This is a genomic window from Papillibacter cinnamivorans DSM 12816 (genome assembly GCF_900176335.1).
GTDB classification, from domain to species: domain Bacteria; phylum Bacillota; class Clostridia; order Oscillospirales; family Oscillospiraceae; genus Papillibacter; species Papillibacter cinnamivorans.
On the sequence record NZ_FWXW01000004.1, the window covers coordinates 72,686 to 85,951 of the forward strand.

13 protein-coding genes are annotated in these 13,266 nt (G+C 42.3%); 7 read left to right on the forward strand and 6 right to left on the reverse strand.

Annotation, left to right across the window (positions count from 1 at the left end; genetic code table 11):
• The first annotated feature begins 1 nt into the window (after nt 1).
• From B9A13_RS07195 to B9A13_RS07220, 6 genes are all read left to right on the forward strand, one after another.
• A complete protein-coding gene (locus B9A13_RS07195) occupies nt 2-1,564 on the forward strand; it encodes a recombinase family protein (RefSeq protein ID WP_084234473.1) in 1,563 nt (520 codons plus the stop codon).
• A gap of 187 nt (nt 1,565-1,751) precedes the next feature.
• A complete protein-coding gene (locus B9A13_RS07200) occupies nt 1,752-2,120 on the forward strand; it encodes an ArsR/SmtB family transcription factor (protein WP_084234474.1) in 369 nt (122 codons plus the stop codon).
• Between the two features lie 153 nt (nt 2,121-2,273).
• Complete coding sequence (locus B9A13_RS07205; protein ID WP_084234475.1) at nt 2,274-2,495, forward strand: cation transporter; 222 nt, start codon at nt 2,274-2,276, stop codon at nt 2,493-2,495.
• Nucleotides 2,496-2,556: 61 nt separating this feature from the next.
• Entirely contained in the window at nt 2,557-4,488 is a 1,932-nt protein-coding gene (locus tag B9A13_RS07210) for a heavy metal translocating P-type ATPase (protein ID WP_077316324.1), read from the forward strand.
• A 246-nt stretch (nt 4,489-4,734) separates the two neighbouring features.
• Complete coding sequence (locus B9A13_RS07215) at nt 4,735-6,576, forward strand: heavy metal translocating P-type ATPase (RefSeq protein WP_047389426.1); 1,842 nt, start codon at nt 4,735-4,737, stop codon at nt 6,574-6,576.
• Nucleotides 6,577-6,698: 122 nt separating this feature from the next.
• Nucleotides 6,699-7,178: a Csac_0668 family 2Fe-2S cluster-binding (seleno)protein gene (locus B9A13_RS07220; RefSeq protein ID WP_075728433.1), complete on the forward strand. Its 480-nt coding sequence runs from the start codon at nt 6,699-6,701 to the stop codon at nt 7,176-7,178.
• 151 nt (nt 7,179-7,329) lie between these two features.
• Here B9A13_RS07220 and B9A13_RS07225 read toward each other — a convergent pair whose 3' ends face one another.
• From B9A13_RS07225 to B9A13_RS07245, 6 genes are all read right to left on the reverse strand, one after another.
• Nucleotides 7,330-8,130: an ExeA family protein gene (locus B9A13_RS07225; protein ID WP_084234476.1), complete on the reverse strand. Its 801-nt coding sequence runs from the start codon at nt 8,128-8,130 to the stop codon at nt 7,330-7,332.
• Entirely contained in the window at nt 8,123-8,386 is a 264-nt protein-coding gene (locus B9A13_RS07230) for a hypothetical protein (protein WP_084234477.1), read from the reverse strand. Before B9A13_RS07230 ends, B9A13_RS07225 begins: the two co-directional genes overlap by 8 nt.
• Nucleotides 8,387-8,519: 133 nt before the next feature.
• Complete coding sequence (locus B9A13_RS07235; protein WP_084234478.1) at nt 8,520-9,320, reverse strand: ExeA family protein; 801 nt, start codon at nt 9,318-9,320, stop codon at nt 8,520-8,522.
• The gene (locus B9A13_RS07240; protein ID WP_143806905.1) at nt 9,310-10,662 is read right to left on the reverse strand and encodes an integrase core domain-containing protein; all 1,353 of its coding nucleotides are present in this window, start codon (nt 10,660-10,662) and stop codon (nt 9,310-9,312) included. Before B9A13_RS07240 ends, B9A13_RS07235 begins: the two co-directional genes overlap by 11 nt.
• Before the next feature lie 44 nt (nt 10,663-10,706).
• Nucleotides 10,707-11,210 carry a DUF6431 domain-containing protein gene (locus B9A13_RS14665; protein WP_423241263.1) on the reverse strand — a complete coding sequence of 168 codons (504 nt, stop codon included), beginning with the start codon at nt 11,208-11,210 and terminating at the stop codon, nt 10,707-10,709.
• Between the two features lie 158 nt (nt 11,211-11,368).
• Nucleotides 11,369-11,698, reverse strand: coding sequence for a hypothetical protein (locus tag B9A13_RS07245; RefSeq protein ID WP_143806906.1), 330 nt, complete (start codon nt 11,696-11,698; stop codon nt 11,369-11,371).
• A gap of 178 nt (nt 11,699-11,876) precedes the next feature.
• On the opposite strand from B9A13_RS07245, the gene B9A13_RS07250 reads away from it, so the two are divergent.
• A complete protein-coding gene (locus B9A13_RS07250; RefSeq protein ID WP_159448062.1) occupies nt 11,877-13,166 on the forward strand; it encodes a murein hydrolase activator EnvC family protein in 1,290 nt (429 codons plus the stop codon).
• The last annotated feature ends 100 nt before the right edge of the window (nt 13,167-13,266 follow it).

The following is a 13,266-nucleotide window of genomic DNA, read 5'->3' on the forward strand; positions in this document are numbered from 1 at the left end:
AGTGGCAGAGAAAAACATAACTGTAATTCCAGCACGAAAAAGGGTCGGAAGTACAGCCGCAAAAGAAAAAGTAAAGAAACTGCGTGTTGCTGCTTATTGCCGTGTTTCTACAGAAACTGAAGAGCAGAACTCCAGCTATGAGGTGCAGGTAGCTCATTACACCGAGTTTATAAAGAAAAATGCTGAATGGGAGTTCGCAGGCATATTTGCAGATGACGGCATTTCAGGCACGAACACGAAAAAACGAGAAGAGTTCAACCGCATGATTGATGAGTGCATGGAGGGGAACATCGATCTAGTTATTACAAAGTCCATCAGTCGATTTGCCCGTAACACTCTGGATTGCCTAAAATATATTAGGCAACTCAAGGATAAGAACATAGCCGTATTTTTCGAGAAAGAGAACATCAATACAATGGATGCCAAGGGGGAGGTGCTTCTGACCATTATGGCATCCCTCGCGCAGCAAGAAAGTCAGAGCCTTTCTCAGAATGTTAAACTTGGACTTCAATACCGATACCAACAGGGGAAAGTCCAGGTCAACCACAATCGATTTATGGGGTACTCAAAAGATGAAGACGGAAACCTAATAATTGTTCCTGAGGAGGCTGAAATCATTAAGCGTATTTACAGAGAGTACCTTGAGGGTAAAAGCCTAGCAGGCATTGGTAGGGATCTTGAGAAGGACGATATTTTAACAGCTGCAGGAAAACCAAGATGGCGACCTGAGACCATAAAGAAGATTCTCTTGAATGAAAAGTATATCGGGGATGCCCTTTTACAGAAGACCTTTACGGTGGATTTTCTTACAAAGAAAAGGGTTAAGAATGAAGGCCATGTACCGCAATACTATGTTGAAAACAGCCATGAGGCAATCATACCAAAGGAACTTTTTTTACAGGCTCAGGAAGAACTTCATCGCAGGAATAATATTTACACAGGGGCAGATAAAAACAAAAGACTCTATAGCAGTAAATACGCTTTGAGCACCATAACCTTCTGCGGGGATTGCGGGGACATTTACAGACGGGTGTATTGGAATATACGCGGTAGAAAAGAGTTTGTATGGCGATGCGTTACGAGAATAGAGCAAGGTCCAGAAACGTGTAAGAACCGCACGGTAAAAGAAGGAGATTTATATAATGCCGTTATGACGACAATAAATAAGCTCCTTGCCGGTGGGGACAACATGATAAGAACCTTGGAAGAAAACATCCATGCAGTAATTGGGGACACCACAGAGTACAAGATCTCAGAGATAAACACCTTGCTTGAAGAAAAGCAGAAAGAATTAATTAACCTTGCGAATAAAGGGAAAGACTATGAACCTCTTGCAGATGAGATTGATAACCTGCGTGGAAAACGTCAGACCCTTCTTGTGGAAGATGCATCATTAAGTGGTGAGAATGAGAGGATCAACGAGCTGATAGAATTTATCCGCAACAATAAATACCGTACCCAAAGATATGATGGTGCACTTGTAAGAAAGTTAATACAGAATGTTACTGTTTACGATGACCACTTTGTAATATGCTTTAAATCTGGCATTGAAGTTGAAGTATGAAAAAAGGAACTTAGATGGCCCATGACTCAGGAGTAGAGTTGTGGGCTTTTCTCTTGCTTATAAAAAACACTTGAATAAATGCTCATATAACTATTGACATACGAGAAAAATGATATTATAATTATTATATAATATATGAATGATTGCTCAGATGTTCAAATGAAATACTTTGAAAAGAGGTGACATTATGGCTAAAAAAATTAATTCAATTGAAGGATGTGATTGCAATGTAATTCATGAGGATGTTGTAAATCAAGTTAGAGAAAAAATGCCTCAAGAAGAAAACCTTTGTGATTTAGCAGAATTATTTAAGGTATTTGGAGATTCAACTCGTGTTAAAATACTATGGGCTTTAAATGAAGCTGAAATGTGTGTTTGTGATATTGCTGTCTTATTGAACATGACACAATCAGCAATTTCGCATCAATTGAGAGTCTTAAGGCAAGCTACTCTAGTGAAAAATAGGAAAGAAGGCAAAGTAGTATATTATTCTTTAGATGATGATCACATAAAGCATATATTTGATCAAGGTTTTATTCACATCAATGAGAAGTAGTAATGTATATAATGAAAAAAATTTCGTAAAATACTTGAATACATATTCAAGTATTCAAGTATTCATGTTGAGTGAATAATTACTTCAAAGTAATTTGAAAAAGACTTGGAGTATATAAAATAAAATTACAAATAATATTTGGGAGGACTTAAAATGAAAAAGAAATTTATACTTGAAGGTTTAGATTGTGCTAATTGTGCTGCAAAAATAGAAAAGGCTATTAATGATCTTGATGGAGTGAAAGAAGCCACTGTAAACTTTATGACGCAAAAACTTGTTATTGAAGGCGAAGATGAAAAAATGCCTACAATTATACAAGAAGCAGAAAAAATAGTTAAAAATATTGAACCTGATACAATTATGAAAAAGGCTTAAAGTAGATAATTTAATATGACAAAACGATTATGGAGAAGAAATATTTTGAAAGGTGATAGAAATGAATACTGTAAAAGAGCAACAATCTCATGAAACACATAATCATAATCACAACCACAACCACGACCATGATCACGGAAAGATGCCCATAATTTTGTATATTATTGGTTTAGTATTAGCGCTCATTGCATTATTTCTAAATGAAGAGTATGTAGTCATTAAGAATATTTTATTTTCAATTGCATCAATTAGCGCGGGTTATCATGTTATTCTTCTCGAAGGAGTTGGGGAAACAGTTGAGAATACAAAAGCCAAAAAGAAATTTACACCTAATTCCCACATTTTAATGGGTCTAGCTGCGCTTGGCGCCTCACTAATAGGGAATTTCTGGGAAGGAACGCTGCTGATTCTCATTTTCTGTGGTGCACATTTTTTAGAAGAGTACGCTGAAGGTAGAAGCAAAAGAGAAATCACAAAACTACTTGAAATGAATCCATCGACTGCCAGATTAATCATGTCTGATGGCAATACAAAAATTGTTGATGTTAATGAATTAAAAGTGGGAGACCGTCTCCAAGTATTGAATGGAGATCAAGTACCTATTGACGGGGTCATTTTATCAGGAAATACCTCCATTGATGAATCATCTATCAATGGAGAAAGTATCCCTAAAGAAAAATCTCAAGGAGACGTGGTTTTTGGTAGTACGATTAATGGAACTGGTACTTTCACAATGGAAGTCACAAAAGAAAATAAAGATACTGTCTTTTCTAAGATTTTGCAATTAGTCAATCAAAATCAAAATAATCAAACCAAAGCGGCAAGTATTATCCAAAAGTTTGAACCGAAATATGTGACAGTTGTTTTAATTGCAATTCCACTTTTCATTTTACTCGCACCCATGATTTTAGATTGGTCTTGGTCCCAAAGTATTTATAGAGGAATAGTTCTTTTAGTAGCAGCTTCTCCGTGTGCTCTGGCTGCTGCTACCGTATCTGTAACTTTGTCAGCCACTTCGAATCTAGCCAAAAGAGGCATGATTTCAAAAGGAAGTTCCTATTTATCTCAATTGGCCAATATTCAAGCCATTGCTTTTGATAAAACAGGAACCTTAACAAAAGGAAAACCTGAAGTGACAAATTATTATATTGCTGATTCTGTCGATGAAGAGAATATTATTGATATCGTTGTAGCTCTTGAAAAAGAATCCAACCACCCCCTCGCAGATGCCATTCTAAGAAAATTTGCACCAAAAAACAAACTAACTATTGAAGTAGAAAATCAAATTGGTAGAGGGTTGACAGGAGATTATAAAGGTAAAAATTATCGAATAGGAAAGCCAACTTCTTTTGACGGCGTTTCAGATAAATATATTCGTCTAAATAATGAATGGGCATCAGAAGGCAAGACAGTCGTATATGTAGCAGAAGATGAAGAAGTCATTGGTCTGATTGGGTTAATGGATATTCCAAGTGAACATGCGAGAGAGACTATTGATTATTTTAAGAAACTAGGTATACACACTACTTTAATCACTGGTGACTCAGAAATGACGGGAAAAGCGGTTGCTGAACAGCTAGGAATAGATGAAGTAATTGCGAATGTCATGCCAGAAGACAAGTCTCGAATTATAGATGAGCAAAAAAGAAAATACGGTTTAACAGCAATGGTAGGAGATGGTGTAAACGATGCACCGGCTCTTGTGAATGCTGATGTAGGAATCGCTATGGGAGATGGCACTGATGTTGCGGTAGAGGTATCTGATTTAGTATTAATGCAGAACAACTTATCAACTCTAATCCAAGCACATAAGATTTCATCTAAAATGGATCGTGTCATTTGGCAGAATATAATTTTTTCCATGGCTGTTGTTGCCTTTTTAGTAGTCGTTAGTTTCTTGGGACTGTCGGATATTGCAATCAGTGTCATTATACATGAAGGAAGTACACTCGTTGTAATATTAAACGGACTCCGTTTGCTGCGTTCTACCTAAGCCCAACATAAGAAGATAGAGAGCCTTATTATTTCTTGTTTAAGAAGGAACCATAATTTTTCCAGTAGACAGGGTTAAGATAACCGTCAAACGAAGGAGCGTCTTCCAATAAATTAATATGACGCAAAAGCTTGTTATTGAAGGCAAAGATGAAAGAATGCCTACAATTATACAAGAAGCAGAAAGAATAGTTAAAAAATTGAACCTGATACAACTATGAAAAAGGCTTAAAGGAGTTGAAGTAGCATGAAAAAACGTTTATGGAGAATAATTATTGCTGCATTAGTATTTATTGTAGCACTGCTAATTAATAATATTGAATGGTTGCAGATTGCTATGTTTGTAATCAGTTATATTATTGCAGGTGGAGATATTGTAAAAAGAGCTGTTACAAATATTCTTAGAGGTAAAGTTTTTGATGAGAATTTTTTAATGAGCGTCGCCACAATTGGAGCATTTTTAATAGGTGAGTATCCAGAAGGTATTGCAGTTATGCTGTTTTATCAAGTTGGAGAGCTATTCCAAAGTTACGCAGTTGATAAGTCAAGAAGGTCAATTGCAGATGCTATGGACATACGACCAGATTATGCAAATGTTAAAAGGGGCGATGAAGTTATAAAAATTGACCCTGATGAAGTACAAATTGGTGATATTATTGTAATTAAACCAGGGGAGAGAGTTCCGCTTGATGGTAAGGTAATTGAGGGAAATTCAATGGTTGATACATCAGCACTTACAGGTGAGTCTGTTCCACGTGAGGTAGAAGTGGGACATGAAATTTTAAGTGGATGCATTAATATTAATGGAGTTATTACTGCAGAAGTTACTAAAGAATATGGAGAATCTACTGTAAGTAAGATTCTTGATTTAGTTGAAAATGCAAGTAGTAAAAAGTCCCAATCAGAACAATTCATTACGAAATTTGCAAGATACTATACTCCAATTGTTGTAATTCTTGCAGTTTTCATTGCTATTATTCCACCTCTTGTTATAGAGGGAGCAACCTTTAGCGACTGGATATATAGAGCATTAGCATTCTTAGTAGTTTCTTGCCCATGCGCTCTTGTAGTCTCTATTCCTTTAAGTTTCTTCGGTGGAATAGGTGGAGCATCTAGAAAGGGTATTTTAGTCAAAGGTAGTAATTATTTAGAGGCATTAGCAGAAACTGAAATTATTGTTTTTGATAAAACTGGAACATTAACGAAAGGTGTATTTAATGTACAGGAGGTTCATCCAAAAGGAGTTTCTAGAGAAGAGTTATTAGAGTTAACTGCATACGCAGAAAGTTACTCAAACCATCCAATTTCCAGTTCTTTAAAACAAGCCTATGGTAAGGAAATTGACAATGGACGTATTTCAGATGTAGAAGAGATATCAGGGCATGGAGTTATTGCAACAGTGGATGGAAAAAAGGTTATGGCAGGCAATATTAAACTCATGAAAAAGAAGAACATTGCATACTTCGATGGAGAGTTGATTGGAACTGTCGTACATGTTGCAGTTGATAACCAATATGCTGGTTACATTGTTATTGCTGATGAAGTAAAGCCAGATTCAGCACAGGCAATAATGGAACTTAAGGCAGCAAATATTAAACAAACTGTTATGTTGACAGGTGATAATAAAAATGTTGGTTCAAAAGTTGCAAAAGAACTTGGTCTTGATAAAGTTTACGCAGAACTATTGCCAGCAGACAAAGTTGAGAAACTAGAAGAATTATTTTTGCAAAAATCTAAAAAGGGTAAACTTGCTTTCGTTGGTGACGGAATCAATGATGCACCTGTATTAGCCCGTGCAGATATCGGAATAGCAATGGGTGGTTTAGGTTCTGACGCTGCCATTGAAGCTGCTGATATTGTAATTATGACCGATGAACCATCAAAAATAGCTACCGCAATTAAAATTTCTAAAAAAACACTAAAAATTGCATCTCAAAACACAGTATTTGCTATTGGAATAAAAATAATTGTTCTTATTTTAAGTGCTTTTGGAATAACTACTATGTGGGCAGCTATATTTGCAGATGTAGGTGTAACTATCATTGCAGTTTTAAATGCTTTTAGAGCCTTGAATGTTAAAAATCTGTAGTATTACGAAAATATAGTTTTTTTATCGCCGATTGGGAGTTGAATTCATCTTAATCGGCGAATTTTGATAGCAGGCAGTGTGCATCTTCTTTTAATGCGAAGCAAAGACGAGGAGGATATATAATGAACAATGTTAATGAATGTTGCCATGAGTGCAATACACAGAAAATAGATCAAACTAAGGATAATTGCCCGGTATGCAATAAAGGAGGAATTTCTGTTAGTAAAGTGACCGTTGAGCACTTAGTAACAGACGATTATCACAAGTCAGTCGAAGGAGAGCAATATAAGATTTGCATGAATGAGTACTGTAATGTAGTCTACTATAGTGTTGATAACGAAAAGAAATTCTTAAAAGACCAGGTTAGGGTACCTATCTGGTTTAAGAAAGATGCAAATCCAAAGTACGCATGCTATTGTAGCAAAGTTACAGAGGATCAGGTTATTGATGCAGTATTAAAACATGGAGCGAAAAGTGTAAAAGAAGTGAATGCCATAACTGGTGCTATGAAAAATTCCAACTGCAAGGAAAAAAACCCTCTAGGGACTTGTTGCCATAAAATTATTCAGGAGGCAATCGATAAAGGCTTAAAAATGGAATAATTTCAACTGAATGTTAAAAATCTATAGTATAAGGAGAAAATTATGCAAACACTTATTGTTAATGCTGAATTTAAATGTCTGAAAACTGACGGTGTCCAGTGTCCGCAAACTGCTGGAGAGAATGGCAAGCTTTTTAGGCTTGCCATTTTCATTAAGTCAATTCTCCATTAATGACCAGCTTGATCATGTGGTCATCAATAATTCTCTTCCCATTCTGGGATCCATAGATCAGAGAGCTGGTACAGACTTTATTGACCAGCCTCGCAGATCCGCCGGAGAATCTGTAGATCATTTCGATTGCTTCGTCCGTGAAGATGTCGCGGTCTGTCCCGGCATAGCTCAGGTGGCTGCTCAAGTACTCACGTACTTGGGAATGATCCATGGGATGAATCTTGCACTGGATATCGATTCTCTGTCGTATGGCCGTGTAGGACTGCATCTGCAGCTTGTCCCAGAGCTCTGTCTGACCCACCAGAATCAGAGCGAGGGGACTCACGGCATCCATCTTGAAGTTCAGCAGGAAGCGGACTTCCTCCAGCATTTCCCGATCCAGCAGATGCGCTTCATCGACAACAACTACAGGTTGCTTCTTGTGGAGTCCCTTCATAAGTTCGACTTCCTTATGCAGCTGCCTCTTGGCATCACCACGGTAGAACTTCGACTCTGCACCCAGCTGATCCAGGATTCCCTTGTAGAAGTTTCTGGGAGTGAGTTTCGAGTCTGCAATATACATCAGTGTATACTTGCTACCATCAAGTTCCTCTTTGAACCGCCTGACAGCGGTGGTCTTACCCGTACCGCATTCCCCTGTGAGGACACAGAACAGTTGCCGCTCGGCAACATAGAAGAGCCTGCCCAGCGTCTCCGAGAGTGTGCTGGACTGATAGAGGTCCTTCGGCGGGATATCCCGTGAAAACGGGGTTCTTGCGAACCCGTAGAACTCTTCATACATTGCCGCCACCCTCCTTTCTCATGTGTCGGAAGGATATGGCTGTGGCAGAGGTCTTCTCTTTTCTCTTCTCATTCTCTTTTTCTGCAGCATCCAGCAGTCTTGAAGCCGTAGGCTTTAGGGCAGTCAGGTATTCCGGAAGAACAGGCTTTTCTCCGACTTTCTCACCGATGTTGAGCTTCTTTGCGCTGATGGGATGATCTTCCTGATATTCAACGGTGAGAATCTCAGTATTGCTCGGATCATAGATGATGTCCACTAGATAGACCTGCTGCAGCTTCTTGCCGGGTCCTATGGGTGTACCTGCTCACGCTTTCTGACCGCCGTCTGACCACCCTTCTGTCCGTCGATTGCCAAGCACTCTTGACCGCCTGATCGTAAAAAAAGGGAAGCTATGGCAGCTCCCCTTCGATCACGTCCCGGACCAGATAGTCATCCACGATCTTTCGGCCTTGCTGGGCGGCGAGCATCAGGCAATGCGTGCACGCCTTGTTGATCAGCCTGGCCGAACCGAATGAATAACTGTAGATTTCATCGTATGCCTTCTCGGTAAAAATGTCATTGACGGTACCGGCGTAAGCCAGGTGTGTTCGGATATACTGCTCGGCAGCCGCCCGGTCGTAGGCCTGAAGTTCACACTTGATGTCAATACGCTGGCGGATGGCGGCGAACGCGTTGAGCTTGAGCCGATCCCAAAGTTCAGATTGTCCAGCCAGAATCAGGGCCATCGGGCTGAAGGAATCCATGCGGTAATTGAGCAGAAACCGCACCTCTTCCAGCATTTCCCGGTCGAGCAGGTGTGCTTCGTCAACGATGACGACCGCCAGTTTCTTGTGCACCAGCCGCAGCAGTTCAATCTCCTTGTGCAGCTGACGCTTGGCGTCACCGCGGTAGAATTTGGAATCACTGCCAAGCTGCTCCAGCAAACCCTTGTAGAAATGGCGCGGTGTCAGCTTGGAGTCGGAAAGGTACAAGGTCAGGAACTTAGCGGGCGACAGTTCGTTGGTGAATTTGCGGATGAGGGTCGTCTTGCCGGAACCGGGATTGCCGGTGACGACGGCAAACAACTGCTGCTCAGCGGCAAAGGTCAGCCGGCCAACAACTTCGTCGATATCGCGGGAGCGGAAGAGGGATTTTGTCGGGATGTCGCGGGTGAACGGGACATGCTTGAACTCGAAAAACTCATGGTACATCGTCCTGACCTCCTACCACCAGATTCTTGAACGAGATCGCCGTATGTCGGGCTTGGACCCGGTCCCGGTGCTTTCGGGCGGCGGCGTCCAGCAAGCGGGATGATTGGGCAGGAAGCGCCATCTTGTCCGGCATGGTCTGCCGTGGCTGACAGGATGTCCCGATCTCCAGTTTCTTCGCCCAGACCGGAGCGATCCCTTTGCAGAGCACCTCGATCTCGTCCAGTGACTCCGGGCTGTAAAGGATTTCCACGGTCCGGCCAATGAAAGCGGTACCCGCTTCGTAGACCTGGCCACTAAACTTCAGGCAGCCGACCTTGTCGACCTTGGCCGATTTGGAATACCGGAAAGCGTCCTTGATGAGCTTGGGATCGGCATATTGCAGGGGCCGCTTGTCGCTCTTGAACGCGGTTTCTGGAGTCAATCCTTTGAGGCTGTCATGCGGGCGCTTGTGGTACCATTCCTCGACCCACACCTGAAGCTGGTCATTGAGCTGATTCAGCGTTTCCGGCCGTTTCAGGGCCGCCTCGGTCAGGAATTCGTCGACGGTGCGGTTGAACCGCTCGATTTTGCCTTTTGACTCTGGCGAATAGGGTCTGGTGAACTTGAGTTTGATATTCAGCCGTTCACAGGCGTTCTGAAGCCAGTCGGACCGGAACTGCTTGCCGTTGTCGACATAGAGCGCATCCGCTTTGCCCCACCGGGTGACCGCCTGGCGCAGGCTGTCTTCGAGAATGGGCAGCTTCTGGTCCGGGTAGAAACGGGCGTGGACAATGAATCGGGTCGCGTCGTCGATGATGGCGACGAGAAACACCTGCTGTTTTTTGCCACCCCGACCAATCGGCAGATAAGGGCCAAATTTGATGTCTGCCTGCCAGAGCTCGCAGCGGTGGCGCTTCTCAAACCGTCTGGCGGCCAGGCCTTTGCCCGTATAGATCCGCATCTGGGCACTGCTGAATCCGCGATCGGCCAAAGCCCGCTGCAGGGTGCTGCGTTTGATCTCGCCGACACGCACCAGGTCTTCCATCTCCAGGATGCGAATGATCTGCCGGATGCTGCGGGTCGGGGCCTCGCGGCGCAGGATGATCGCCTGCTCCAGCAGCTCGGGGTCGATCCGGCTGCTGACTTGCGGTACCGACGGTTTGGGAGACAGCCCCTCATAGCCGCTGTCCCGATACGCGGCGACATATCGCCGCAGCGTCCGTTCCGAGATCTGGTGCTGACGGCAGATCTGCTGGCGCAGCAAAGATCGCTGGCCTTCGTCCAGGCCCTCGGCGAGCAGCGGCGCGATGATCTGCATGCGCTTGGCGGCCTGCATGCTGGTCGCAGGTAATGATTGTTTCATGGCAATTCCTCCTTGTCGTGAGTGGATGCCATGATCTTATTCCTCTATTCGCCGGTCACCCACGCAAACTCGGTGCAAACCCAGTTCTGGGAGTTGACGGTGATGCGGACCAGCCGGTGAAGCCAGTTGCGCGTTACTTGCAAATGCCCCTGGATACTGCGGAGCAGGGATCCCGATCTGTCTGGCGGCTGAGGGGGCGGCTTGCCGACCGTCGCAGCAGCGGCGCAAAGTACACCCCAGAAATGGACCTGTGATCGCCGAAACCAGTGTCGCCAGCGTTGAATAGTGCAGTCGTCAGCTGAAATATCTGACACAATTGCCTCGATGGCCGCCTCGATAACGTCACAGACGTAATGCTTGAAAGGAACGATGAAATCCGGCAGTTCCCGATGCAGGCGTCGACACTCGGCACACACCAAACGTCTGATACTCAGGCGTTTGCGCTCGCCATCCGACTCCCGGAAGGTCCGGATGACCCGGTCCCTATGCAGCAGTTGGCCACCACAAATCGGGCAGGAGACGTTCTCCCTGCTCCTGACGAAAAATATCGGACTGTCTTATGAGTGTAAAATTTGATATACTAACCATGCTTAATGCAGGTCCCTCGGTGCTTTGTTCGGACGCCAATCTCAAACAAAGAGGCACTGGGGGATTTTTCTGTCCTTTCCTAATTGTCGCATGGTCAATTATACTGAGCAGCTGGCGGTCAGGCAACCAAACTCACAGCGGCCAGCCGGCGTGGGCGGAAACATATGGGCAGATAGCATCCGTATTTGATATCGGAGTGCCAGAGCTTGTTACGGTTCCGCTTCTGGAACCGTCTGGTGGCTAGGCCGCCGGAACTGTAGATGGCCATATGTTTTCCGCTGAACCCCTTTTCCTGCAGGTTCTCCTGGAGTGTGCTTCTCTTGATGGCCCCTTTGGAAACCAGACCGTCCCACTCGAGGATCCTGATGATCTCGGCGACGCTTCTGCTGGGTACCTCCTTACGGAGCCTTATGGCTTCCTCAAGGACATGGGGTGGGATGGCTCTCACTGATTCACTGGATCTGGTTCTTGGAATCAAACCGGTGAATCCTTTGGTCCTGTAATCCGAAATGTATCGTCGGATCGTTCTTTCGGAAAGTCCTGTCTCGCGAATTGTGAAATTATCTGTAGTTGTTTTTTTAATTCAAATTTATAGTAAAATATTACCAGTTAGAGAGGAGAGTGCAATGAAGAAAAAAATTATATTTATGACAGTTACAATGCTTATTGCTTCTAATATTACTGTTTTTGCTAGTACGGTAAATAATAAAGAAAATCAAATTAAAGAAAATCAAGAAACCATTCAAAACTTAGAAAAGGAAAAACAAGAATTGAATGCTGAAAAAAAACAACTCAGTAGTGAATTGCAAAGTGTTATTGATCAATTTACTTCCGTTGCAAGGGAAGCAGAAATTTTAAACACTGCTATCACACAAAAAGAATCAGAAATACAGGCAAGAGAGAGTTTGATAAATGCAACTAATTCTAAAATCAGTTTGCTTGAAAATGAGATCAATACCAGACAAATTGAAATTATTCAGAAAGAAGTTGAGCTTGAAGAGAAAAAAACAATACTCGATTCCAGAGTGAGAACTGCATACATGAATAACTCTGTAGGCAGTATTCTGTACACATTAATTGAATCTGAGAGTCTGGCTGACTTTACAGATAAGTTGATGCTCATCCATAAAGTGGTAGAAATGGATAAAGAGATTATTCGGCAAGTGAATTCCATCATGGAAGAATTGACGTTAAAAAAAGCTGAACTTGAAGTATCCAAAAAAGATTTATTATCTTCAAAAGCTGTTATTCAAGATGAACGGGCCAAGCTCATTGAGCAAAAGGAAAAGCTTGAAACTGAAAATCTGGCCTATACATCAAAATTGGCAGAAATAAAGAAATTGGAGACAAAAAAGTCTTCCGCTATAAATTCCCTAACAAAAGAAGAGAAGGAAATAGCTTCTGATATAGGGGATATCATTGAAGAGAATAAGGAACTTCAGGATGAAATATCGGCTTTGATTAGAGCTGAAGCAAATAAGAATACGATATCTCAGGGGAATACCAATTCACAACAAAACAACACGAATGCAGGTTATATTAAGCCTGTATCAGGAAGAGTTACTTCCTCGTATGGATACAGAATACACCCAATTTTAGGATATAGAAAACTCCATACCGGTATTGACTTTGCAGCTACCTCCGGAACACCAATAAAAGCAACTAGGGCAGGCACCGTCATTCGGGCATCTTATAACTCCACTTATGGTAATAATGTTATCATAGATCATGGTAATGGGGTCACAACCCTATATGCGCATATGAGTGCACTTAACACTAGTTATGGATCAAAAGTATCTCAAGGTCAGATTATTGGATATGTAGGATCTACTGGTATGAGCACAGGGCCGCATTTACACCTTGAATTCAGGCTAAATGGCAACTTGGTAAATCCAGCACCGTATCTTGGACTTTAGAATTTAGTTAACTATATCTAATAAAACATTATCTAATAGCAAAAAGACTGCATTCCCAACTGTTTATCACTTGGAATTGCAGTCTTTGGCTTAATATAAC